Source organism: Streptosporangium sp. NPDC000563, from assembly GCF_040299985.1.
In the GTDB taxonomy this organism is placed as follows: Bacteria; Actinomycetota; Actinomycetes; order Streptosporangiales; family Streptosporangiaceae; genus Streptosporangium.
On record NZ_JBEPDA010000012.1, the window covers coordinates 47,370 to 69,926 of the forward strand.

A 22,557-nucleotide genomic window follows, 5' to 3' on the forward strand; every position below is an offset into this window, starting at 1 on the left:
GTCGTACACCTTCTACGTGATCGCCCGTGACGCGGCGGGCAACAGCTCGGAGGCCTCCGTCCCGGTGACCTTCAAGACCCTCGCCGGGCAGGTCGACACCGTCCCGCCGACCAGGCCGGGTACTCCGGTGGCTTCGGCGATCACGTCGTCGGGTGCGACGTTGACCTGGGCGGCTTCGACGGACGCCGTCGGGGTGAGTGGTTACGACGTCTACCGTGAGGCGGGGGCGACGGACGTGAAGGTGGGGTCGCCGACCTCGCCGTCGTTCGCGCTCACCGGGTTGACCGCCGACACGTCGTACACCTTCTACGTGATCGCCCGTGACGCGGCGGGCAACAGCTCGGAGGCCTCCGTCCCGGTGACCTTCAAGACCCTCGCCGGGCAGGTCGGCGGCGGCTGCACCGCGACCTACGCGGTGTCCAACTCCTGGCCCGGTGGTTTCCAGGGCGAGGTGACCGTAAAGAACACCGGCACCTCGGCGACCACCGGCTGGACCGTGAAGTGGTCGTTCCCGAACGGTCAGACGATCACCCAGCTCTGGAGCGGCACCCACACCCAGACCGGTGCGGCCGTCACCGTGAAGAACGTGAGCTGGAACGGCGTCCTGGCCCCCGGGGCCTCCACCTCGTTCGGTTTCGGCGCCTCCTGGACCGGCACCAACGGGGTCCCCTCCACCGTCACCTGTACCGCCCCCTGACCGCCTCCCGCCCGCTCTCTCACCGTTTTTCCCGCAGAGGGCGGGCGGGGGCCCATCCGGGAGGCGATCGAACGCCATCAGGTCGCTCCTCGCGCCCTTAAAAGGGCGAGAGGGGCGACCGCGGCGATCTCGGGACTCCCCCCTGAGGACCCCCGGCCCTCCCCCCTGAGGATGATCTGAGGACGTCGGCGGGGCCGGGTCGCCCAGCAGAGCCTATTGTGGAAGAAACCGACTGTGCTGGGGAGAACATGACGATCTCAGATGGGGTGCGCGAGCCTCACGGCGCGACCGGGCAGCCGTCTGAGACCGGCACCGGCGGCGTACGCGGAGAGACCGGCCTCGGTGGCGTCCAGGGCGAGGCCGCCGTCGGCGGCGCCGGGAGTGACCGCCGGGTCGAGCTGGGCGACGCCGACGCGCTGAAAGACGCGGCGGCCGGGCGGGCCGGCATCCACGGCTGGCTCGACGGCGTCAGGTCCACCAGCGCGGGCCGTCTCACCCTGAAGATCGTCATCGGCGTGATCGGCACCGTACTGGTCGTCGGCGGACTGATCATGGTGCCCTTCCCCGGCCCTGGCTGGCTGGTCGTCTTCGCGGGGCTCGCGGTGCTGGCCACCGAGTTCCACTGGGCGCACCGGCTGCTGGAGTTCGGCAAGCGGACCCTGTCGGCCTGGACGGCCTGGCTGGGCCGCCAGGGCTGGAGCGTCAAGATCCTGGTCGTCGCCGTCGCGGCGGTGACCGCCACCGCGATCGTCTACTACGGCCTCAAGCTCAGCCTCCACATCGACCTGATCGTCGAGGCCCGGAAGTTCCTCATCCGATAGCCGCCCTCGCTCCGCTTCTCCTGGGCCCGCCGCGACGACGGCGTCCTGTCCGGCCCGCAGGGCTTTCCCCGGAATGTCCCGCCTCCGTGCCGTCACCCACGGCAACGGCGCCGGCGGCACTCTGACCGCCTATGACGCACGCTGTCCGGGAAACGGGACCGGCGCTCCCCGGAGTTTTACCCAGGCCCTTCCACCTCGTTATCTTTCGCGGATGTGACTCTTCGTAGTGTCTCCACGTCCGATCCGCAGAGACGAGTAAGGAGAGTGACGTTCGATGCGCGCCCTGTCCTCGATGTTGGTCCTGGCGGCCGCCGGAGCCGTCGCACTGACCGGCACCCCCGCCCACGCCGACGACGTCAACCTGGCCGCGAGGGTCCAGCCGGGCGAGGAGGTGTTCCTCACGCCCGAACTCGTCCCCGGAGCCCGGTACGGCGGAAACGTTCTGGTCAAGCTCGACGAGAACAGCGTGCCCGTCAAGGTGAAGATCGGTAACTGCCGCGGCAGGTACGTCGGGTCGGTGCCGATCGCCGCGAACGACCACGCCGCGTACGTCGCCGCCACCACCACCCCGCCCGCCCAGTGCATCCGCTACCGGGTGAAGAACATGGGCAACCAGCCCGCGGCCATCACGGGCACCGGTTACTACTAAACCGGCCCTCCGGGGTGTGCGGGACGGAAACGGCGACCAAGGCCGTTTCCGTCCCGCACACCCCGCTTTTTCTGTTTCCGGCACCGACCCCCGCCCGCGACCGGCGCAGGACGGCGAACCGATCGTCGGCCCTCGCCTCCACGACCGGCGCGGGGACGCGCTCGCGGTGTGCCGCCACGATCGCCACCCGGGTCCCGAGAGAAAGCGGGGAACGGTCTGAGGGGACGGCGTCCGTTCTCCTGTGACGGATCGTCCGCGGGGCACTCCTCGGGATCCGGGTTCATGAGCGATTCCGGCCCGCGATCAGGGCGGCGATTCCGGCCAGGATGCGGTCCAGGCCGAAGGTGAGGGCGTGTGCGGGGTCGGAGATCGCCTGGTGGGCCTCGCCCGCGGCCTGGCCGACCCGGGAGGCGACCGGGAAGCGGGTGCCGTCCATGATCTTGTCGAGCAGCGGGGCGTTGGACACCCACCACTCGACGTCGGTCATCCCGCTCTCCTCCTGGACCCGTGCCTGGTTGGCGGCCGTTCTGGCGGTGCTCTGCACGTGGCTGAGGACCAGGGCCAGGACGGAGTCCATCTCGACGTCCGTCAGGCCGACGCCGTCCAGCGGGCGTAGCTCGGCCTCGTACTTGAGCGAGGCGTTCGGTCCCAGGGTGGAGCGGGCGTCGATGACCTGCAGCATCCACGGGTTGCGCCGGTAGAGGTCCCAGTTGCGGGCGGCGACGAACTCCAGCGCGCCCCGCCACCCGCCCGGTTGCCGGGACGGGGCGTCCACGTCGTCGTAGAGCTCCCCGTACGCGGTGTCGACCATGAGGTCGACCAGCTCGCCCTTGCCGGGGACGTGGGTGTAGAGGGACATGGTCCCGACCCCCAGTCGCTCGGCGACCTGGCGCATCGAGACCGCTTCGAGCCCTTCGGCGTTGGCCAGCTCGACGGCCGCCAGGACGATCGAACGCACCGTCAGCCCCGAGCGCCCCGGCTTGCTGTGCGAGCCCCACAGGAGCGCCAGGCTGCGTGCCGGGTCGGCGTCGGAAGCTTTCTTCGCACTCACGGGAACAGTCTCCAGATTCTCGGCGTTGGGACCACCGTAGCTGAGCCGTACGGTGTACGGTACGGTCTACGTTCAAAGAACGCGCAGATGTGGGGCGAACTGCCGGTGAGTGCCGGACGGGAAGACGGGTGCGAAGAGTGAAACCAGCAGACGCGAGGGCGGCCGGACGGGACGTGGCGGCGATCGCCGCCTACGACCTGCGAAAGAACTACACGGGTGCCGCCGAGGGCACGGGTCTCAACGGATTCGACCTGGAGGTGGCGGCCGGAACGGTCTGCGGCCTGCTCGGTCCCAACGGCGCGGGCAAGACCACGGCGATCAGAATCCTGTCCACGCTGCTGCGCCCGGACTCGGGCCGGGCGAGCGTCGCGGGATTCGACGTCCGTACGCAGGCGCGGCAGGTGCGCGAGCGGATCGGGCTGGTCGGGCAGTACGCGGCGGTCGACGAGATCCTCAGCGGGCGGCAGAACCTGGTGATGTTCGGCAGGCTGAACCATCTGCCCGCGGCCGGGGCGCGGAGGCGGGCCGACGAACTGCTGGAGCGGTTCTCACTGGCCGACACAGGGGCCAAGCCGGTCGGTGAGTATTCCGGTGGCATGCGCAGGCGGCTCGACCTGGCGGCGAGCCTCATCGTCTCGCCCCGGGTGCTGTTCGTGGACGAGCCCACCACCGGCCTCGACCCGGCCGCCCGCCAGGAGGTGTGGTCGGCCATCCGCGACCTGGTCGGCTCCGGCACGACCGTGCTGCTCACCACCCAGTATCTGGAGGAGGCGGACCGGCTGGCCGACCGGATCACCATGCTCGGCGCGGGCCGGGTCGTGACCGAGGGCACCCCGGAGGAGCTGAAGTCCGCCATCGGCGGCGACTGGCTCGACATCGTCCTCACCGACCCGGCGGACGTGGCCGCGACCGAGGCCCTCGCGGCGCGGGTCGCCTCCGGTGAGATCCACGTGGACGCCGAGGCGCGCCGGGTCAGCATCCCGGTCGCCGAGCGCACCCGGGCGCTCGTCACCATGGCCACCGCGCTCGGTGACGCCGGGATCGAGCCGGTCGACGTCACACTGCGCCGCCCCACGCTCGACGAGGTCTTCCTGCACCTCACGGGCGGCGCCGAGAGCACGACCGCCCACGCCGGGGCGTCCGCGTGAGCACCGTGACCTCGCTCTCCCGCGAAAGGGACCGGACGGACATCGCCGCCGTGCGCTCCGGCGCGGGCGGTCACCGTTCCCGGTGGGCCCCCGCCGAGTACGACGATCCCCGATGCGGAGGCATCCGCGTGAGTACCACGATTCCGACCCCCGATGCGGAGGCATCCACGTGAGCACGACGACCCCGACCACGCCCGCCGCCTCCCCGCTCGCCCGGTTCGGCTGGGCGCTGGCCGACTCCTGGACCATCACCCTGCGCGACCTGAGCCACTGGGGCCGTCGCCCGGGAACGGTCGCCGTCGGATGGCTCTTCCCGGTCCTGATGGTGCTGATGTTCGGCGGCCTGTTCGGCGGCGCCATCGGCGTCCCCGGCGGGGGCGGCTACTTCGACTTCCTGATCCCCGGCATGTTCGCGATGACGATGCTCTTCGGCCTGGAGAGCACGATGACGGCGGTCACCACCGACGCGGCCAAGGGCGTGACCGACAGGTTCCGTTCGATGCCGATGAGCGCCTCGGCGGTCGTGATGGGCCGCGGGATCGCCGACATGCTCAACTCGGTCGTCGGGCTGGCCGTCATGATCGGGGCCGGACTGCTGCTCGGCTGGCGCGCCGGGGGAGGGGTGCCCGACGCGCTGGCCGCCGTGGGACTGCTCCTGCTGCTGCGCTTCGCCCTGATCTGGGTGGGCATCTACATCGGCCTCGTCGCGGGAGGACCGGAGGTGGTGACGTCGGTGCAGATCCTGGTCTGGCCGGTCGGCTTCCTGTCCAGCGTGTTCGTCGACCCCGCCACCATGCCCGGCTGGCTCGGCGCGATCGCGGAGTGGAACCCGCTCTCGGCCACCGCGACGGCCGCGAGACGGCTCTTCGACAACCCCGGCTGGGCGGGGGAGTCGTGGATCGTGCAGAACGCCACGCTCATGGCGGTGCTCTGGCCGCTGCTGCTGATCGCCGTCTTCCTGCCGTTGTCGGCGCGCAGGTTCCGCCGGCTCGGCGGCTGACGGGGCCGGCATCCGAGGCTGTCAGGTCTTTCGGCCGGGGAAAGTCCTGTTTCTTCATGGATCACAACATTTGCCACCGGGAGAAGATGCTCCGCGTTTTACATCGCCGCTCCGCGTTTTACATCGCGGTGACGGAATCCGTCGAGGACTGTAACTGACCGTAGTGAACCTGAGGGCATGAGTGAGACGGAACGGGAACGATCCGCCTCGGGGTGGACGCTCAACAGGGAACTGCTCAACGTCGGCGCGATCATCGTCGCCGCCGGTATAGCCCACCTCGTCATGGGGCTGATAGGGCACGAGAAGTACGGACCGTTCATGCTCGTGCTGCTCGGCGGGGTGCTCGTCGCGGCAGGGCTCGGTCATCGGTTCTACGAGCACCGGCGCCATCACGTTCCCGCGGTCATGGAGGTTCCCATGGTCATGGAGATGGAGTGCGTGAGGTGCGGGGAGGCGCCGGGCGGAGGGGCCTGACGCGGCGAAAGGCGATCCTGGGAAGGCGGAGGGAGACGAAGGCCTCCGCCTGGAGCGCCGACAGGCCGATCCGCGGAAGGTCCCGCGCCGAGGGATAGACGAGGAATCGGGGTTTCCACAGCGGCTGGAACTTCGCATTGAACCTGTACAGCGACTCGATCTGGAACCACCTGGACAGGAAGACCAGGACGCCGTACCAGAGACGGAGGATCGGGCCCGCACCCAGCCGCTCGCCCCTGGCGAGCGCGGCGCGGAACATCGCGAAATTGAGCGAGACCACGCTCACACCGAGGGCCGGGGCCGCCTGCAGGGCCTTGACGATGAGCAGGTCGTTGAGGCCCGGGTCGGCGTCGTGGTCACGGCGCATCAGGTCGAGGGAGATGCCGTGCTCCCCCCAGGGGACGAAGTGCAGGACGGCGCGGATGTCCTCACCCGCCTCTCTCCCGTCCTTCGCGGCATCCTTACCGTGCGCGTCGCCCGCGCCGGTCATGCGGCTCGCGCCGCCTTTGCCGCCCGCGCCGGTGGTGCCGCTCGCACCGTTCACCTCGTCCTGGCCGCCCCTGTCGCCGTCCCCGGCCTCCGCGCCGCCTGCGCCGTCCGGGCCGCCCTCGCCGTACCCGCGATCCCCGGAATCCCCGGAATCCCCGGAATCACCGCTCTTCGCGGTGTTTCCTGAGCCCTCGGTGCCATCGGGGAGCCTGTGCGCCGTGACGACGACGCATTCGGCGTCGGCGGGGTCACCGAAGCGGCCGAGGGCCATGGAGAAGCCCCGCTCGGTGTCCGTGCCGCGCCAGAAGTCGGCGGCGTGCCGGATCCGGTCCTTCTCCGCCTCGGTGAGGTCTCCGACCCGCCGTACGAGACAGGTGTAGCCCGCGCGCTCCACCCGCTTCACCATCTGCCGGACGTTGCGCATCGCCCTGCCCTCGAGGGTGAAGCCGGCGACGTCGACGATCGCCTCGTCACCGATCTCCAGGGCGGACAGGCGGCCCTCCCTCGTCCAGATCTCGCCGCCCGTCTCGCTGCAACCGATCACGGCGGGCACCCAGGCGTGCCGTTCCGCCTCCTCCATGAACCGCCTGATCGCGCCCGGCCACGCCTCGACGTCCCCGATGGGATCGCCGCTGGCGAGCATGACCCCCGAGACCACCCGGTAGGCGATCACCGCCTTGCCCGTCGGGGAGAACACGACGCTCTTGTCGCGGCGCAGCGCGAAGTAGCCCAGCGAGTCGCGGGCGCCGTGTCCGGCGAGCAGCGCACGGACCGCGGCCTCCTGCTCGGGGCCCAGTTCGGCGACGGGCCTCTCCGGCCGCAGCGCGAGGTAGAGGGTCGTCACCGCGGTGAGCGCGCCGAGACCGAGGAGTGAGAAGTAGACCAGGTCGGCGGTCCGCTCCGAGGAGTATCCGACCGGGCCCTCCACCCCGACGAGGCCGAGCAGCACGTGCTGGAGCCGCTCTCCGGCACTGGGATCACCGATGATCGTCCGGGGGTGGGCGTTGACCACGACCCAGCCGATGACGATGTCCAGGGCGCCCAGGGCGAGGAGGTTCCACAGCGCCCGCCGGCGGGTCCGGGGGTCGGAGAGGGCGTAGAACTCGCGCTGTCTGACCACGAGCAGGGCGACGACCAGCGTGCTGAGGAGGGCGGTGAAGGGGCGGTGCGAGTGCAGGAACTCGGTGAGAACGCTCAGTGGCAGGAGCACCATCACCGCCTGCCAGGCCCTTCTCTTCCTGCGCCGGAGGCCGTGGGCGAGCATGACGATGAGGATGCCCAGGACGAGCGAGGCGGCCTGGGCGAGAGAGGTGAACGTCCCCGGCAGGAGTCCGGTGAGCTCGCCGACCCGGCTTCTCCTGAACGAGGGCAGCACGGCCCTGAGGATGTCCAGGACGCCGATCGCCATCGCCGCGTAACCGGCCGCGGTGGGCACCCAGGAGTGGGGCGCACATGACCGATCCCTCATGGGAGGACATTAATCGGCGATACGGCCGCTAACTCCATGGCATGGCTCATCGTGGCCGAATCCAGCCCACTTCGTCCGGGTGACTTTGCGTTGCCCGCTCGCGTTTTCGGTTCGTCGCTCGCGCGTGTCCTCGATTTTCCGTCTCACGCGCTTCCAGTGTCTCCTCACCCCGCTCACCCTCTCCCACACCTCTTCTAACCGATTCGTTCTAGATCACGATCTTGAGGGCTTTCCGGCTTAGGATGCCGCCGTGTCCGTGACTCCTGGGATTTACAGAGTGGTTGGAAGCCTGGCGCTTCTGGTCTCGGTGCTCGTGCCGGTTCCGGCGGCCGCACACGCCGCCGAGCCGGCCGCCGCCGCACCCGCCGCCGCGCCTCTCGCCGGGCCTCTCGCCGCGCCCGTCGACATCGTGCTGCCCGGCACCCGGGTCACCGTCAGGGAGGATTCCAAGGACGCGCTCAGAGTGACCTCCTACTCCTTCGGCAAGATGACCTACCTGCGAAGGGGCGCCGGATTCACCCGGCAGGCCGCCTACCAGGAGATCACGGTCGCGCCGAAGGCGACCAAGGCCCTCGCGGTGCCCGTCTCCTACCAGGAGGGCTACGACTCGGTCGTCCTGCTCGACCTCGCGGCCTCCAAGAGCACCAGGATCCGCACGGTGAAGAAGCCGCTCGTCGCGCACTACGTCCACTGGAACCGCAGGGGCGACAAGGCGGTGCTGACCGTCGAGAGAAAGAGCGGATCCGCGTGGGTGACCTCCGGCTTCGTGGTCGTCGACACGGTGGCGAAGACCGCCAAGAGCGTGACCGTGGCCAATGTCGACAAGGCCGCGAGGTTCCGCTGGAGCTCCGACGGTCTCGATGTCGTGGCCGAGTACGCGGGGGGCACCCGCTTCTACGGGCAGGACGGCGCGATCCGCCGCACCCTGGCCAAGACCGGCAGGCCCGCCGGTGGGGAGGACGCCTTCACCCCTTCGGGGCGGAGCCTGATGACCTGGTGCCCCTCCAGTTACACCGAGCACGTCTGCGTCTGGGACCGCACCTCGGGCAAGCTCGTGAACAAGGTGCCGGGCATCAAGCCGAAGGCCCTGTGGGGCTGGTGGGACGAGACGCACTTCATCGCGGTCGTTCCCTCCTCGGGCCACTACCAGGTGGTCCTGTCCACGCTGAAGGGCAAGGTGACGCGGGTCCTGGCGGCCTTCTCCGCCGACGACTGGTCCAACAAGCTCTATCTCGGCTACACCCGGCGGTGACCGGCGGCGGGTGAGACGCCCGCGCGCGGGTGCGGTGCGCGGGCGGTACCGCCGGAGGCGCGGGCCGTGTCATCGGGGTCACCGGAGACCTCGGAGGGCCGGGGAGGCGGGTGCCGTCGACGGCGCGGGCCGGTGTCGCCGGAGACGGCCGTCAGAGATACAGGCCGGTACCGTTGTCGGTCTGCGGGGTGGCGATGGCGTGCAGGTCGCGCTCGCGCATCACCAGGTAGACCTGGCCGTGGACCTCGACCTCGTACTGCTCCTCGGGGTTGAACAGGACCTTGTCGCCGACCTTCACCGCGCGGACGTTCTGGCCCGCGCCGCAGACCTCACCCCAGACGAGGCGGTTGGCCATCTTCACCGTCGCGGGGATGACGATTCCGGCCGTGCTGCGGCGTTCCTCGGACTCCTGCTCGATCTTGACCATGACACGGTCGTGGAGCATCTGGATCTCGAATTTCGGGTCACCCACGAGACGAGTTTATGGGAATCGCGGGGGCGTGCTCGCTCGTCCGCGAACTCCGGTCCACCCGAGGCCCACATGTCCGGGTGATTCCGGCCGCGGGAGAGCCGGCGGGCGGCAAGACCGGTGACGAGATCATCGGCCCAGTAGGATCCGGCGTTATGACGTCTCCTGAGCTCGTGAGCGGCTTTCTCGACTGGTATCTGGCGGCGAATCCCTCCTACGCCGCCCTCGCGGGCGCGCAGGGGTACGACAGGACTCTCGGTGACTTCACCGAGTCCGGAATCCTCGCCAGGGAGCGTGAGACGCGCCGATGGCTGGAGCGCCTCCAGCGGGTCCGGGCTCCCGGGAGCCCCGGAGCTCCCGCGGGCCCGGAGAGGCCGGAAAGGTCCGAGAGCTTCGAGGACGAGATCGACCGGGAGCTGGTCATGTCCATGCTGCGCGGCGAGATCGCGTACGAGACGTGGCCCCTCTGGCGGCGCGATCCTTCCGCCTACGTGGGGCCGATCTTCTCCTCGATGTTCGGGCCGTTCCTGCAGCGGTTGTCCCCCGAGGCCGAACTGGTGGACGCGGCCGTCGCGCGGCTGGCCGAGGTGCCGGACGTCATCGCCGCCTGCCGGGCGAATCTCGATCCCGCCCTGGCGGCTCCGCTGCTGGTCCAGCGAGGGCTGGGCCAGTCGCGGACCGCCCGGCGCTTCCTCACCGAGACGGTCCCCGGCCAGGTCGCCGACGAGGCCCTGCGCGCCCGGCTGGCGGCCGCGGCCGAACCCGCGGCGGCGGCCTTCGACGAGCTGGTGGGGTTCCTCGAAGGTTTCCGGGCGACCGGCACCTGGCGGATGGGGGAGGAGCTCTACTCCACCCTGCTGCGTGAGCGGGAGATGCTCGGCTACGGCGCCGGCGAGCTGCGCGACCGGGGACAGGCCGCCTACGACGAGCTGGACGCGCGGATGCGCGAGGTCGCGGCGAGGCTGGACGGCGGTTCCGGTGACTGGCACGCGGTCATCGCCGAACTCCAGGACGACCACGCGCCGACGCTGGAGGACATGCGGGCCGAGTACGAGGCCGAGACGGAGCGGGCCAGGAGGTTCGTCCGCGAGCGCGGCCTGGTGACCTTCGCGCGGGGCGAGGAGTGCAGGGTCGTCCCGTCGCCGGAGTTTCAGCGGCCCATCGTCGCCGTCGCCTCCTACATGTCGCCCCCGCCCCTGTCGACCTCCAGGATCGGGCACTTCTTCGTCCCGTACACCCCCGCGTCCTTCACCGAGGAACAGATCCGTCAGCGGCTGCGTACCAACGCCAGGGCGCAGATGCCCTCCATCGCCGTCCACGAGGCATATCCCGGCCACCACTGGCACCTGTCGTGGGTGGCGGACAACCCCCGGCGGGCCCGCAGGCTGTTTCGCACCCCGTACTTCGCCGAGGGCTGGGGCCTGTACGTCGAGAAGCTCATGCACGAGCAGGGGTACTTCACCACCCCGGCCCAGGAGCTCGCCCACCTCGACTTCAGGCTCTTCCGCGCGGCCCGCATCGTCGTCGACACCTCGCTGCACTGCGGCGACATGACGATCGAGCAGGCGGAGGAGTACATGACCACGAGATCGTCGCTCACCCCCGGCACGGCGAAGGGGGAGGTCGACCGCTACTGCGCGTGGCCCACCCAGGCGCCCTCCTACCTCACCGGCGCCCTGGAGATCGACCGCATCCGCGACGACTACCTGGCCGCGGGCCGCGGCGACCTGCGCGCCTTCCACGACACGCTGGCCGGTTCGGGCGGGCTCCCCCTCGGACTGGCCCGCCGGGTCGCGCTGGAGGGATGAGCGAGGGGCTCAGGCGCGGGCGGGGGCGCGGCGGCGGGTCTCGGGGACGATCAGCGGGGTGCCGCTCTGCGGATCCTCGATGATCTCGCAGCGCAGTTCGAAGACCTGCTCCACCAGCGCGGCCGTGATGATCGAGGAGGGGTCGCCCTCGGCGACGATCCGGCCGTCGCGCATCACGATCAGGTGGGTGGCGTAGCGGCAGGCCTGGTTCAGGTCGTGCAGTACGGCGACGAGGGTCCTGCCCCGCTCGTGCAGGTCGGCACAGAGATCGAGCACCTCGATCTGGTGGGCGATGTCCAGGAAGGTCGTCGGCTCGTCGAGCAGCAGGATCGGCGTCTCCTGGGCGAGCGCCATCGCGAGCCAGACCCGCTGGCGCTGGCCGCCGGAGAGCTCGTCCACGCAGCGCTCCGCCAGTTCGGTCACGTCGGTGGACTCCATCGCCGCCGCCACCGCGACCTCGTCCTCGCGGGACCACTGCCGCATCAGCCGCTGGTGCGGGTAGCGGCCCCTGCCCACCAGGTCGGCGACCGTGATGCCGTCGGGCACGATCGAGCTCTGCGGCAGCAGGCCCAGCCTGCGCGCCACCTCCTTGGACGGCAGCGAGGTGATCGCGGCCCCGTCCAGGTGGACCGTCCCCGCGCGGGGTTTGAGCATGCGGGCCAGGGCGCGCAGCATGGTGGACTTGCCGCACGCGTTGGGGCCGATGATCACGGTGAACGACCCGTCGGGGATCGTGACGTTCAGGTCGCTGGCCACCACGCGCTTGTCGTAGGAGAGCGTCAGGTCGGTGCCGTACAGTCTCAACGTCGTTCCCTCCGGAGTAGAAACACCAGGTATATCCCGCCGATCGCGGCGGTCATGATCCCGACCGGTAGCTGCACCGGCGCGAAGACGCGCTGTGCGGCCAGGTCGGCGCCGACCAGCAGGGTGGCGCCGGTCAGCGCCGAGGTGAGCAGGGTGACGCCGGGGGAGCGGGTGATCCGGCGGGCCAGTTGCGGCGCGGCCATCGCCACGAAGATCACGGGTCCGGCGGCGGCGACGGCGACCCCGCACAGCAGCACCGCGACGGCGATCGCCGTCGCGCGTACCGGCTCGACGCGGATGCCCGCGGCCTTGGCCGCGTCGTCGCCCATCTCCATCATCCGCAGCGGGCGAGACAGCCAGGCGCAGACGGGCAGGAGCACCGCCAGCGCGTACGCGACCGGGATCGCGTGCTCCCAGCCGCGTCCGCCGAGGCTGCCGGTGATCCACGCTCCCGCGGTGGCGGCGTCGTTGATGTCGGCGCGGGTGAGCATGTACCAGTCGGCGGAGACCAGCAGCGCGCCGATCCCGATGCCGACCAGGATCAGCCGGTAGCCCTGCACCCCGCGCCGGTAGGCGAGGGCGTAGACCACCAGTGCGGACAGGACGCACCCGGCGAGGGAGGCTCCGGCGATCTGCCAGGCGGTGCCGCCCAGGATGACGGCGGCGATGCCCCCGGTGGAGGCTCCGGCGGTGAAGCCGATGAAGTCGGGGCTGCCGAGCGGGTTGCGGGTGAGGCTCTGCAGGATGGCGCCGCTCAGCCCGAACGCGGCGCCGACCAGCAGGCCGGTCACCACACGCGGCGCCCGCAGGCGGCTCACGATGAGTTCGGCGACCGGAGGCCCCTCACCGAACAGGGCGGCCACGATGTCGGGGATGGGAACGGTGAACTCGCCGGTGGACAGCGCGACGAGGCTGACGGCCAGTCCCAGGAGGGCGACGGCGGCCCCGGCGGCGAGGCCGCGCGGTGGGAGCCGCAGCGACCAGGAACCCAGGCGCAGGGCGGCGGGTGTCCGCGGTGAGCCGTTCGCGAGGTGGGAGGTCTCCGTGGCGGGTGCCGTCCGTGAGGTGACTCTCAGGAGAGAGTTCGTGCGGCGGGCCTTCGGGGTGTCCGTCCGCCGTGAGGTGATCTTCATAGCGCGGCGAGCCTCCGGCGGCGGGCGAGCAGGATGAACACCGGGGCGCCGACGACCGCGCACATGATGCCCACCTGCACCTCACCGGGGGCGGCGACGACCCGGCCGAGGATGTCGGAGCCGAGCAGCACCACGGGGGCGAGCACGAGGGTGTAGGGCAGGACCCAGCGTTGGTCGGGGCCGGTGAGGGCGCGCACCGCGTGCGGCACGGCCAGGCCCACGAACCAGAGCGGTCCGGTGGCGGCGGTGGCGGCTCCGCACAGCAGGGTGACGGCGATCGCGGTGAGCCCGCGCGTGCGGGCCATGTTCACGCCGAGCGCGCGTCCCGCCTCGTCGCCGAGCGCGAGGGCGTTGAGCGGTTTGGCGAGCAGCAGTCCGAGCACCAGCCCGGCCGCGAGGAACGGGGCGAGCCGTATCGCGACGTCGCCGCTCACCCCGGCCAGTGAGCCGGTGAGCCAGAACCGCATCCGGTCGAAGGTCGCGTTGTCGCTCCGCAGGATCGCCGACGCGGCCGCGTTGAAGACCATGCCCAGTGCGACACCGGCGAGTGTGAGCCGTACCGGCCCGCCTCCCGAGCGCCCGGCGGAGCCGAGCGCGTAGGCGAGTGCGGCGGCGGCGGCCGCACCGGCGAACGCGAACCAGACGTAGAGGGAGGGGTCGCCCACCCCGAGCAGTCCGATCGCGACCGTCACCCCGAACATGGCGCCCTGGTTGACGCCGAGCAGTCCGGGGTCGGCGAGCGGATTGCGGGTGAGGCTCTGCATCAGCGCCCCGGCCAGGCCGAGTGCCGCGCCCACGCCGATGCCGATCAGGGTCCTCGGTACGCGAAGTTCCCTGATGACCGTGTGGTCCGGGGACCCGTCGGGCGCGAGCAGCGCGTCCAGGACCGTGGACAGCGGGATCGAGCGCGATCCCACCGCGATACCGACCATCGCGAGCAGCACCAGCACGGCCAGTCCCGCCAGCAGCCCGGCCACGAGCGTCACCGGGCGCCTGCTCGGCCCTCCCGCTCGCCCGGGACGCGGCCCGTCCGGTTTCCCGGGCGTCTCGGACGCGGCCGTGGTCACACCGGCCCTGCTCACCAGGTACCCCTCTTCTTCGGTAATGCTTAGGCAAGGCTAATCTAACGTAGGAGTCAATTTAGGTAAGCCTATCCATTGGAGTGAGAAATGTCCCGACCTGTCCTGCCTCGGCGGGGATTCATGGCCGCGGGCCTCGGTCTCGTGTTCGTCCTGGCCGCCTGCGGGAGCGGAACGGAGACGACCGCGGCGACGGGCGGCCCGTCGGCCGCGACCTCCCCCTCGGCGGGTCCCTGGACCTTCACCGACGACCGAGGCAAGAAGATCGATGTGCCCGGCCGCCCGGCCCGGGTCGTCGCCCAGGTCGGCGCCGCCGCGGCGCTGTGGGACTTCGGCGTCCGGCCGATCGCCGTCTTCGGGCCGCACCGGCTCAAGGACGGCACGAAGGATCCCCAGGTCGGTGCTGTCGACATCACCAAGGTCGAGTCCCTCGGCAACGTGTGGGACGAGTTCAACGTCGAGAAGTACATCTCCCTGCAACCGGACCTGCTGGTCAGCGGCATGTACGCCAAGGACGCCCTCTGGTACGTGCCGGAGAAGTCCGCCGCCACCATCGAGCAGGTCGCCCCCACCCTCGGCGTCAGCCAGATGGACATGTCGGTACCCAAGATCATTGAGAGGTACGGGCAGGTCGCCGCCGCCCTCGGCGCGGATCTCGACGCCCCCGAGGTTGCCGAGGCCAAGGCCAGGTTCGACGCCGCCTCCGCCGCGATCGTCACCCCGGAGAACAAGGGCCTGAAGATCATGGTCATGGCGGGCGGGCCGGAGGCGATGTGGGTGGCCAACCCCGAGGCGCACGCGGACGTGCGCTACTTCAAGGAGCTCGGCCTGGACGTCGTGGTGCCGGAGAAGGTCGACGAAGGCGGCTACTGGCAGACCCTGAGCTGGGAGAACGCCGACACCTACCGGGCGGACGTGATCCTGGTGGACGCCCGCTCCCAGTCGATGCGGCCCGAGGAGATGAAGAAGAAGCCGACCTTCGCCGGGCTGCCCGCGGTCAAGGCGGGACAGGTCTACCAGTGGCACGCCGAGGAGCGCTACAGCTACCAGGGCTACGCCGACGTGCTGGAGCGGCTCAACGCCGACCTCGCCAAGGCGAAGAAGCTGTAGTCGGCACGCCCTCGCGAACCGACTCGTTCGGATCAGGCGTAGGTGCCGCGAACCTCCACGATGTCGGCCAGCGGGAACTCCAGGTAGTCGCCCGCCTCCTCGCACCACGCGTCGAGCACGCCGCTGCGCAGCTCGCCGTGGCTGATGGTGGCGGTCAGGCCGTCGGTCAGCGTGATCGCCGCCCGTACGCCACGGTCGACGACGAAGCCGAGCAGCGACTGCTGGGCGGTCGGCAGCCGGGAGGCCATGCGGCCGATGACCGCCCACGTCCTGCCGACGGACTGGGACGCCTCGCCCTCGGCGACGAGCAGGCGCTGGGCATGCTCGCGCGGATCGGGAGGCGGTTCCACCAGCGGGTAAGAAGGCTGCTCCAACTCGGCCACCCTGCCCCCGGGAAGCAGGATGAGCCGCCCGTTCCGCGGCTCCTCGACGCGGGCCCTGCGGATGGTGATCTCACCGGTGTCCTCGATCGGCACCGGCGCGTAACCGTTCTCCCTCAGCGCCGCGAGGGTCTTGTCGGCGGGCTGCGAGCTGGCCAGCACGGTCGGGGCGAGCAGCCGCAGGCCCAACCGGCCCAGTCGCCGGTGCCCGGCGATCTCGGCGAGCAGCACCGGATCGGAGGCCTGCACGATGCAGGCGACCGTGGTCACGGTGACCTCGCCGTGCCGCCTGGCCACGTCGTGGACGAGGTAGTCGAGGGGCTGCGGCACCGCGCCCACCTCCGCCAGGTCCGCCAGCAGGCCCTCGGCGGTGTAACCGGAGTCCATGGCGCGGCGCACGCTGGCCGGGGTGAACCGCCACACCGAGGCCGCGCCTCGCGACTCGCGTTCGGCGGCCCGGTCGAGCAGTTCGGCGAGCTCACCGGCGGGGGGGCCGGTCACCACTGCGGTGAGATCGGCGCCGAAGAGGGCGCTGCGCCGCACACTGGCGAGCGCCCTGGTGGAGCACTCGACCAGTACGGGGTCGTTCTCCACGATGGGCGCCGAGTCGTCGATCTCGTCGCCGGGAAAGGCGTCGAGACCGGCCATCGCCCGGCCGAGATCGGTGATCGTGTCGAGGGCGACCAGCCCGAGCACGCGGGCCTCCTCCAGCACGGCGGGGGCGCACTCGGCGAGCAGCGCCCGGTCCAGCAGCGGCGCGTGCCAGTGCGCGGACCTGACCAGCCCCGACAGGTCGGTGCAGGCGGTGTTGGCGGGCAGCCGGGCCAGCACGCCGAGCAGCGCCCGCCGGGCGCGGGCGACCATGGCCCCCGCCGGGTCGTCGCCGAGCACCGTGCCGTACTTGCCGTCGATCTTCCGCAGCGACGAACGCTCCATCCGCCACCACGCCGACAGCAGCACCCGGAGCCTGGCGGCGGCGTCGTCCAGCCGCCAGCGGTCGAACTTCTCCGTGGGCACCAGCCCTCCGGCGGGCTCGTCCCAGGCGAGCAGCCGGGCCACCGCGCACACCTCGAGCAGCAACCGGGTCTCGTCCTCGTCGCAGCCGGTGTCCTTGGCCACCCGCCGGACCTCGCGCACCCCGACCCCGCCCGCCTTGAGCAGCGGCAGCGGGAACTTCGCGGTGTTCTCCAACATGGCGGCACAGCGCTCCACCACGTGCGGTGCGGCGAGCGTCATCAGGTGGTCGACGGCCTCGGGGTCGACGGGAATGGTGGCGAGGTCGGGCGGGAGGGGGGTGAAGGGAGGGTGATAGTCGGGGCCGCGCAGCGCGAGCGCCACCTCACGAGGCATCTCGGCCATGTTCCAGCTGGGCCGGAAGAGCAGGCCGTGGTCGGCCGCCCACTTCTCGGGAGATCCGGGCACCACGAACCTGCCGCCGTCCACGTCGCGGACCGGGCCGTCCCAGGCGAACTCCTCCAGCAGCCCTCTCGTGCCGTCCGGGGCCTTCTCCAGCAGTGCGATCACCCGCTCCGGATCGGAGAGGATCTCGGTCACCCTGGTGACCGTGCGCCGCTTGGGGCCCTGCGGAAGGCCGAGGGCCCTGGCCAGTCCGCGCAACGCGTCGGCGCTGACCGTCCAGGAGTTCAGGTAGTGGGGAATCGGGTCGCCGAGCCCGCAGGGCGCCGTCCACCACCGGGCGACCCCCTCGGCCACGCGGATGCGGCCCTCGGCGTCCGGCCACGCCAACGCGTGGTCGAACAGCAGGTCGAGCCAGGGGGCCACCTCGGCCTCGGGCACGCCCATGAACCGGGCCACCGTGTCAGGCCCGGCCTGCTCGCCGAGGGCGAGCGAGGCCTGCGCCACCTCCAGTGAGGGCAGCGGCAGGCCGCGCATGACCTCCATCACCGCGAAACCGTTGCCCAGCCGCTGCGCCAGGGTGTCCAGGCGGCGTGGCCACGGTGGGGCGATGGCGTCCAGCCGGTTGGCCAGAACTCGGGCGAGCCGTTCTTCGTCGAGGGTTTTCAACCAGCCGAGCAGGTGATCGTCCATCTCGCAGTTCTCTCAGGAATCTCGCGCGGGGACTCTCCGTGAGCCATAAACATCCACGGTAATGCAGAGGGCATCTCTGACGGCATCTACCGCGCAGAATGCGATGCGTTATAAAACTCTCCACCCGGATCTGACCGGTCCCGGGGCCGCGAGACGGGAGAGGTGGCGGCCCCGGGACCGGTCGGCGCCTGTGAGAAGGGAAGAGGCGGCGCCGTCCGGGAGGGTCGGTAGAGGCTCGGGGGAGCGGAGAAGGTCGTCGGAGCCCCGGGAGAACCTCGGGCCCGGGGTGATCGGACCCGAGGGCGTTCGAGGGGCCCTGTGGGGAGAGGGGAGGAAAAAAGGGGACTACGGGCGGTCGAAGGGATCCGGCTCTTCGCACGGACCCGTCCGGAGGACGGCCCACACGATCTTGCCGTACGGAGCGAGCGGTGCCCAGCCCCATCGGAGACTCAGCGACTCGACGATGTGCAGTCCGAGGCCGCCGATGTCGAGGGGGCAGGGGTCACGGAGGGCGGGAAAGCCGGCCCCCGGGTCGTTGAGCGTGCAGGCGACCAGCCCGCCTCGCCGGAGCAGGGAGAGCCGGATCGGTTCCCTGGCGCGTGACTCGGCCAGCCTCAGGCCGTGCCTGAAGGCGTTGGTCGCCAGCTCCGAGACCACCAGCTCCATGTTCTCGCCCAGTTCGGCGAGGTTCCAGCCGGTGAGGGTGCCTGTCGCGAAGCTGCGGGCGGAGTGGACGGACTCGGCCTGTGGAGGGAGGACGAATGTGGCGCTGGCCATGGCTACCGGGGACCTGGGAAGAAGATCACGCGCGGAATCGGGCCACCAGCCGGCGGGGGGCCACCAGTCGAGAGCCGTCCATGACGTTGACGCTCGGGGGGGCGCGGTTTGGGCGGACTGCACAGCCGTCATCATGGTGCAAACTCCCGTGCAGGTGCAAGAGCGAATGCACGTGCATAAGACCTGTGCAACCGCTACCGTTACCCCTGATTGGGTGATTACGGACGAAAGGGGATCTTGGTCATGGCCGAGGATTCTTTGGCCATGAAGTGACAGACTGTCGATCAGGAAAGCGAGCGAGGAGCACCACGTGTCCATGGATCCGCCCGGTACCGGTTCCACCGTTCGGCGAATCATGCTCGGCGCGAGCCTGCGCCGGTTGCGTGAGGAGAAGGGACTTGCCCGAGAGGTCGCGGGATTTCACATCCGTGCCTCGGAGTCCAAGATCAGCCGCATGGAACTCGGCCGCGTCGGTTTCAAGACACGTGACGTGGAAGACCTGCTCACCCTGTACGGCGTGCTCGACGACGCAGAACGGCGCGGCCTGCTGGAGATGGTCCGCGAGGCGAACACCCCGGGCTGGTGGCACAAGTACGGCGACCTGTTGCCGAACTGGTTCACCACCTACGTGGGGCTGGAGGAGGCGACGAACATGATCCGCACCTACGAGGTGCAGTTCGTTCCCGGCCTGCTGCAGACGTCCGCCTACGCGCGCACCGTGATCCGGTTGGGCTACCCGGACGTGCCGGAGGCGGAGATCGAGCGTCGTGTGCATATGCGCATGCAGCGGCAGGATCGCCTGACGAGAAAAGACGGCCCCCGGTTGTGGGCGGTCATCGACGAGGCGGCCCTGAAGCGGCCCATCGGAGGTAAGGAGATCATGCGTGAACAACTCCAGCACCTGCTGGAAGTGTCCGCGCTTCCCAACATCACCCTTCAGGTGATGCCCTTCCGATTCGGCATGCACGCGGCCGAGGGTGGTGCGTTCAGCATCTTGCGGTTTCCCGAGTCCGACCTGTCGGACGTCGTCTATGTCGAGCAGCTCTGGGGTGCCCTCTACCTGGACAAACGTGAGGACATCGATCCATACCTCACGGCCATGGAGCAGTTGTGCGTGGAAAGCACCACGCCCGGGGGCACCGCCGAGATCCTCGGCGACCTTCTCAGAGAGATGTAAATGAAGCAGACCTACAACGGCATGCCCGCCACTGACCTTGCCGGGGCCAGCTGGCGCAAGAGCCGCTACAGCAACTCGACGGGTAACTGCGTCGAGCTGGCCGAACTGACGGATGGCAGCATCGCGGTCCGCAACTCGCGTTTTCCCGAGGGGCCTGCCCTGATCTACACACGGGACGAGATTCGCGCCCTGGTGCTCGGGGTGAAGGATGGGGAGTTCGACGGCTTAACGGTGTAACACCGTTTTTACATCGGGGCAGCCGGGTTAACCGCGACGCGCCGATGATGTAACCGGGGGAGTGGATCGGCACGGAAGAGTTTGAGATCACAGTGATTGGGGGCTCAAACCGTGCTCGACCAGATGACCTTGTATCCGGTGGCCGACGACGTGCTGTTCGCGCCAGGCGGGCGCGTCGTGATCCGCACTTACGGCGTCGCCTCGGCGGCCACAGGGGAAGGTGCGTCCACTCCGGTGTCCTACCGCACATGGGTCACCGGAGTGCGCGACCAGCCACGTTACTGGCGCTGGGGTCATTTCGAGGACGCCTGCCACGGTCATCGCAAGGTCCTCGAATGGCTGACCGGCCGCGGTCCCCAGCCCGTCGCCGCCGCCGCCTGACCGAGCCCTCCGTCTCCCGTACGACGTGACGGCGCCCGGCCCGGCGGTTTTTCGAGGTCAGACGGGGGCGTTCCAGGCGAGGATCACCGGCTCGCCGTGCTCGAAGCCGAGCCGGGAGTAGGTCCCGGTGTCCAGCCGGAAGAGCCGCCCGTCCTGCGGGGACAGCCTGAGCCAGCGGGCGCACAGCACCCGCAGGAAGTGCCCGTGGGCGACGAGGACCACGTCGCCCTCCACGGTCCCGGCGCGGGCGATCACCCGGTCGGCGCGGGCGCCCACCTGCTCCGCGCTCTCGCCGGGATGGCCGGCGTCGCCGGGAACGACGCCGTCACGCCACAGATACCAGCCGGGGCGACCCTCACGGATCTTCGGGGTGGTGATGCCCTCGTAGCCGCCGTAGTCCCATTCCCACAGATCGGGCTCGATCTCGTAGTCCTTGATCCCGGCCAGTTCGGCGGTGTTCCTCGCACGACCGGCCGGGCTCACCAGGGCCAGGTCGAATGCCAGGCCCGCGATCAGCGGGGCGAGCGCCCGCGCCTGGTCCTCGCCCTTGGGGGTCAACGGCATGTCGGTGAGTCCGGTGTGTCGGCCGTCCCGGCTCCATTCGGTCTCGCCGTGTCGCAACAGAGTCATCTGATTCATGGTGCCCACCATCATGCCGGTACGGCCGATGCCGGTCGTCGGCGGCTCATGAACGGCTCACGGACGGCTCATGGACGGCTCATGGACTGAGCGCGGACTGAGCACGGCATACCCCCGGAGCACGCGATGAGGGGAGAGAGAGCATGCGAAACTGGATTAGTGACGTTATCTGTAGGTCTGGTGGGCGCCGGACCATGGGCCGAGATGGTGCACGCACCGATGCTGGCGGCTGGTCCGAACACGCGTCTGGCGGGCGTGTGGGCCCGTCGTCCCGAGGCCGCGGCGAGGTTCGGCGCCCCGGTCTTCGAACGGATCGAGGAACTCTTCGACAACTGCGAGGCGGTCGCGTTCTCGGTGCCGCCCGCCGTGCAGGCGGAGCTGGGGGTACGCGCCGCCAAGGCGGGCAAGGCGCTGCTGCTGGAGAAACCGCTCGCCGCCGACCTGGACGGGGCCCGGCGGCTGGCCGAGGCGGTCGCCGAGGCGGGAGTGGCCTCGCAGATGGTCCTCACCTGGCGTTACTCACCCGCCACCCGCGCCTTCCTTGCCAGGGTGTCGGCGATCGAGCCGTTCGGCGGGCGGGCGGCCAACGTCTCGGGGGCGATGCTCGGCGGGGCCTTCGCCACCTCCTGGCGTCTGGAGCGCGGCGCGATCCTCGACGTCGGGCCGCACATGATCGACATGCTGGACGCGGCGCTCGGCAGGGTCGTCGGGGTCCGGGCGCACGGCAACCCGCTGGGCTGGGTCGGCCTGCTGCTCGAGCACGAGACCGGCGCGGTGAGCGAGGCGTCGCTGTGCATGAGCGTGCCGGGTGAGAACCCGCCCTCCGAGGTCGAGATCTACGGGCGCCTCGGCAGGGAGTCCCTCGACGGCACCCGGCTGGGCTCCGACATCTTCTCCCTGATGCTCACCGAGTTCACGCGTACCGTACGGCGCGGCGGTGGTCACCCCCTGGACGCCGCGCACGGCCTGCGCCTGCAGGAGATCATCGCCGCCGCCGAGGAGCAGTTCGGCTGAGGGACGGCGGCGGTGAGTGGTTCGGCCGAGGTGGGACTCGGCTGAGGGTGGTTCGCCGAAGAGGCGAGGAACGGTTTACCGCAGGGTGCGCGACGGAGGGGTTCACCGGAGGACGGTTCGCCGGAGGGTGCGCGACGGAGGGGTTCACCGGAGGACGGTTCGCCGGAGGGTGCGCGACGGAGGGGTTCACCGAAGAACGGTTCGCCGGAGGGTGCGCGACGGAGGGGTTCACCGAAGGACGGCTCGCCCGGAGGACGCGTGTCGGAGGGGTTCGCCGGAGAGCGGTGCGCCGGAGGACGGGTGTCGAGGGCCTCGACACCCGGGGACCTTCGAAGGACGTTCTGGGGAATTGATACCGTTCGTCTGACGCGCAGCGTGAGCGAAGTCCGGTGTGAGTCCGGCGCTGTCCCGCAACTGTCATGACCCCGAGGGGTCGAGCCAGGTCGCCTCC

Annotated in this window: 22 protein-coding genes; 13 read left to right on the forward strand and 9 right to left on the reverse strand. The window is 70.4% G+C overall.

Annotated elements, in window-relative coordinates:
- The 3 genes from ABT352_RS25085 to ABT352_RS25095 all read left to right on the forward strand — a co-directional run.
- The coding region (locus ABT352_RS25085) for a cellulose binding domain-containing protein (RefSeq protein ID WP_350947358.1) at positions 1-697 on the forward strand (697 nt) is incomplete at its 5' end.
- A 248-nt stretch (positions 698-945) separates the two neighbouring features.
- Complete coding sequence (locus ABT352_RS25090) at positions 946-1,518, forward strand: TIGR02611 family protein (RefSeq protein WP_350947359.1); 573 nt, start codon at positions 946-948, stop codon at positions 1,516-1,518.
- A 274-nt stretch (positions 1,519-1,792) separates the two neighbouring features.
- Positions 1,793-2,167 (forward strand): hypothetical protein, encoded by a 375-nt coding sequence (locus ABT352_RS25095; RefSeq protein ID WP_350947360.1) that lies wholly within the window; start codon positions 1,793-1,795, stop codon positions 2,165-2,167.
- A gap of 280 nt (positions 2,168-2,447) precedes the next feature.
- Here the strand turns inward: ABT352_RS25095 and ABT352_RS25100 are convergent, their stop codons facing one another.
- Positions 2,448-3,218, reverse strand: coding sequence for a TetR/AcrR family transcriptional regulator (locus ABT352_RS25100; protein WP_350947361.1), 771 nt, complete (start codon positions 3,216-3,218; stop codon positions 2,448-2,450).
- A gap of 137 nt (positions 3,219-3,355) precedes the next feature.
- Between ABT352_RS25100 and ABT352_RS25105 the strand changes: the two genes are divergently transcribed.
- The 3 genes from ABT352_RS25105 to ABT352_RS25115 all read left to right on the forward strand — a co-directional run bounded on the left by ABT352_RS25105 (position 3,356) and on the right by ABT352_RS25115 (position 5,840).
- The gene (locus ABT352_RS25105) at positions 3,356-4,366 is read left to right on the forward strand and encodes an ATP-binding cassette domain-containing protein (protein ID WP_350947362.1); all 1,011 of its coding nucleotides are present in this window, start codon (positions 3,356-3,358) and stop codon (positions 4,364-4,366) included.
- A gap of 169 nt (positions 4,367-4,535) precedes the next feature.
- Positions 4,536-5,366: an ABC transporter permease gene (locus ABT352_RS25110; protein WP_350947363.1), complete on the forward strand. Its 831-nt coding sequence runs from the start codon at positions 4,536-4,538 to the stop codon at positions 5,364-5,366.
- Between the two features lie 177 nt (positions 5,367-5,543).
- Complete coding sequence (locus ABT352_RS25115; RefSeq protein ID WP_350947364.1) at positions 5,544-5,840, forward strand: hypothetical protein; 297 nt, start codon at positions 5,544-5,546, stop codon at positions 5,838-5,840.
- Here ABT352_RS25115 and ABT352_RS25120 read toward each other — a convergent pair.
- Positions 5,788-7,797, reverse strand: a complete 2,010-nt coding sequence (locus ABT352_RS25120; RefSeq protein WP_350947365.1) for a phosphatidylglycerol lysyltransferase domain-containing protein — start codon at positions 7,795-7,797, stop codon at positions 5,788-5,790. The genes ABT352_RS25115 and ABT352_RS25120 overlap by 53 nt on opposite strands.
- 277 nt (positions 7,798-8,074) lie before the next feature.
- Here ABT352_RS25120 and ABT352_RS25125 point away from each other — a divergent pair, with 277 nt between their 5' ends.
- Positions 8,075-9,049 carry a hypothetical protein gene (locus tag ABT352_RS25125; RefSeq protein ID WP_350947366.1) on the forward strand — a complete coding sequence of 325 codons (975 nt, stop codon included), beginning with the start codon at positions 8,075-8,077 and terminating at the stop codon, positions 9,047-9,049.
- Positions 9,050-9,200: 151 nt separating this feature from the next.
- Here the strand turns inward: ABT352_RS25125 and ABT352_RS25130 are convergent, their stop codons facing one another.
- The gene (locus ABT352_RS25130) at positions 9,201-9,521 is read right to left on the reverse strand and encodes a GroES family chaperonin (RefSeq protein ID WP_350947367.1); all 321 of its coding nucleotides are present in this window, start codon (positions 9,519-9,521) and stop codon (positions 9,201-9,203) included.
- 152 nt (positions 9,522-9,673) lie between these two features.
- Between ABT352_RS25130 and ABT352_RS25135 the strand changes: the two genes are divergently transcribed.
- The gene (locus ABT352_RS25135; protein ID WP_350947368.1) at positions 9,674-11,326 is read left to right on the forward strand and encodes a DUF885 domain-containing protein; all 1,653 of its coding nucleotides are present in this window, start codon (positions 9,674-9,676) and stop codon (positions 11,324-11,326) included.
- Positions 11,327-11,335: 9 nt separating this feature from the next.
- Here the strand turns inward: ABT352_RS25135 and ABT352_RS25140 are convergent, their stop codons facing one another.
- From ABT352_RS25140 to ABT352_RS25150, 3 genes are read right to left on the reverse strand one after another with little or no spacing between them, the layout of a single operon-like run.
- Positions 11,336-12,130 carry an ABC transporter ATP-binding protein gene (locus ABT352_RS25140; RefSeq protein WP_350947369.1) on the reverse strand — a complete coding sequence of 265 codons (795 nt, stop codon included), beginning with the start codon at positions 12,128-12,130 and terminating at the stop codon, positions 11,336-11,338.
- Positions 12,127-13,263, reverse strand: a complete 1,137-nt coding sequence (locus ABT352_RS25145) for a FecCD family ABC transporter permease (RefSeq protein ID WP_350947370.1) — start codon at positions 13,261-13,263, stop codon at positions 12,127-12,129. The genes ABT352_RS25140 and ABT352_RS25145 overlap by 4 nt, the downstream gene beginning before the upstream one ends.
- Entirely contained in the window at positions 13,260-14,345 is a 1,086-nt protein-coding gene (locus ABT352_RS25150) for a FecCD family ABC transporter permease (RefSeq protein ID WP_350947371.1), read from the reverse strand. The genes ABT352_RS25145 and ABT352_RS25150 overlap by 4 nt, the downstream gene beginning before the upstream one ends.
- 87 nt (positions 14,346-14,432) lie before the next feature.
- Here ABT352_RS25150 and ABT352_RS25155 point away from each other — a divergent pair, with 87 nt between their 5' ends.
- Positions 14,433-15,452 (forward strand): ABC transporter substrate-binding protein, encoded by a 1,020-nt coding sequence (locus tag ABT352_RS25155; RefSeq protein ID WP_350947372.1) that lies wholly within the window; start codon positions 14,433-14,435, stop codon positions 15,450-15,452.
- Between the two features lie 32 nt (positions 15,453-15,484).
- On the opposite strand, the gene ABT352_RS25160 is transcribed toward ABT352_RS25155, so the two are convergent.
- Together ABT352_RS25160 and ABT352_RS25165 are read right to left on the reverse strand one after the other, a co-directional pair.
- The gene (locus tag ABT352_RS25160; RefSeq protein ID WP_350947373.1) at positions 15,485-17,881 is read right to left on the reverse strand and encodes a helicase-associated domain-containing protein; all 2,397 of its coding nucleotides are present in this window, start codon (positions 17,879-17,881) and stop codon (positions 15,485-15,487) included.
- Between the two features lie 345 nt (positions 17,882-18,226).
- A complete protein-coding gene (locus tag ABT352_RS25165; protein ID WP_350947374.1) occupies positions 18,227-18,658 on the reverse strand; it encodes an ATP-binding protein in 432 nt (143 codons plus the stop codon).
- Positions 18,659-18,974: 316 nt separating this feature from the next.
- On the opposite strand from ABT352_RS25165, the gene ABT352_RS25170 reads away from it, so the two are divergent.
- The 3 genes from ABT352_RS25170 (at position 18,975) to ABT352_RS25180 (ending at position 20,453) form a co-directional block, all read left to right on the forward strand.
- Positions 18,975-19,835 (forward strand): Sco1979 family transcriptional regulator, encoded by an 861-nt coding sequence (locus ABT352_RS25170; RefSeq protein WP_389770216.1) that lies wholly within the window; start codon positions 18,975-18,977, stop codon positions 19,833-19,835.
- Positions 19,836-20,072 (forward strand): DUF397 domain-containing protein, encoded by a 237-nt coding sequence (locus tag ABT352_RS25175; protein ID WP_350947375.1) that lies wholly within the window; start codon positions 19,836-19,838, stop codon positions 20,070-20,072.
- Positions 20,073-20,183: 111 nt separating this feature from the next.
- The gene (locus tag ABT352_RS25180) at positions 20,184-20,453 is read left to right on the forward strand and encodes a hypothetical protein (RefSeq protein ID WP_350947376.1); all 270 of its coding nucleotides are present in this window, start codon (positions 20,184-20,186) and stop codon (positions 20,451-20,453) included.
- Between the two features lie 57 nt (positions 20,454-20,510).
- Here the strand turns inward: ABT352_RS25180 and ABT352_RS25185 are convergent, their stop codons facing one another.
- Positions 20,511-21,092, reverse strand: coding sequence for a histidine phosphatase family protein (locus ABT352_RS25185; RefSeq protein ID WP_350947377.1), 582 nt, complete (start codon positions 21,090-21,092; stop codon positions 20,511-20,513).
- A gap of 159 nt (positions 21,093-21,251) precedes the next feature.
- Here ABT352_RS25185 and ABT352_RS25190 point away from each other — a divergent pair, with 159 nt between their 5' ends.
- Positions 21,252-22,106, forward strand: a complete 855-nt coding sequence (locus tag ABT352_RS25190) for a Gfo/Idh/MocA family protein (protein ID WP_350947378.1) — start codon at positions 21,252-21,254, stop codon at positions 22,104-22,106.
- Positions 22,107-22,557: the final 451 nt, after the last annotated feature.

What these genes read in the sequence shown, in the direction of transcription:
- ABT352_RS25090 (WP_350947359.1), top strand. Translation starts at nt 946, where the DNA reads ATGACGATCTCAGATGGGGTGCGCGAGCCTCACGGCGCGACCGGGCAG.
- ABT352_RS25095 (WP_350947360.1), top strand. Translation starts at nt 1,793, where the DNA reads ATGCGCGCCCTGTCCTCGATGTTGGTCCTGGCGGCCGCCGGAGCCGTC.
- ABT352_RS25115 (WP_350947364.1), top strand. Translation starts at nt 5,544, where the DNA reads ATGAGTGAGACGGAACGGGAACGATCCGCCTCGGGGTGGACGCTCAAC.
- ABT352_RS25120 (WP_350947365.1), bottom strand. Translation starts at nt 7,797, where the DNA reads ATGAGGGATCGGTCATGTGCGCCCCACTCCTGGGTGCCCACCGCGGCC.
- ABT352_RS25135 (WP_350947368.1), top strand. Translation starts at nt 9,674, where the DNA reads ATGACGTCTCCTGAGCTCGTGAGCGGCTTTCTCGACTGGTATCTGGCG.
- ABT352_RS25145 (WP_350947370.1), bottom strand. Translation starts at nt 13,263, where the DNA reads ATGAAGATCACCTCACGGCGGACGGACACCCCGAAGGCCCGCCGCACG.
- ABT352_RS25155 (WP_350947372.1), top strand. Translation starts at nt 14,433, where the DNA reads ATGTCCCGACCTGTCCTGCCTCGGCGGGGATTCATGGCCGCGGGCCTC.
- ABT352_RS25160 (WP_350947373.1), bottom strand. Translation starts at nt 17,881, where the DNA reads ATGGACGATCACCTGCTCGGCTGGTTGAAAACCCTCGACGAAGAACGG.
- ABT352_RS25165 (WP_350947374.1), bottom strand. Translation starts at nt 18,658, where the DNA reads ATGGCCAGCGCCACATTCGTCCTCCCTCCACAGGCCGAGTCCGTCCAC.
- ABT352_RS25170 (WP_389770216.1), top strand. Translation starts at nt 18,975, where the DNA reads ATGGATCCGCCCGGTACCGGTTCCACCGTTCGGCGAATCATGCTCGGC.
- ABT352_RS25175 (WP_350947375.1), top strand. Translation starts at nt 19,836, where the DNA reads ATGAAGCAGACCTACAACGGCATGCCCGCCACTGACCTTGCCGGGGCC.
- ABT352_RS25185 (WP_350947377.1), bottom strand. Translation starts at nt 21,092, where the DNA reads ATGAATCAGATGACTCTGTTGCGACACGGCGAGACCGAATGGAGCCGG.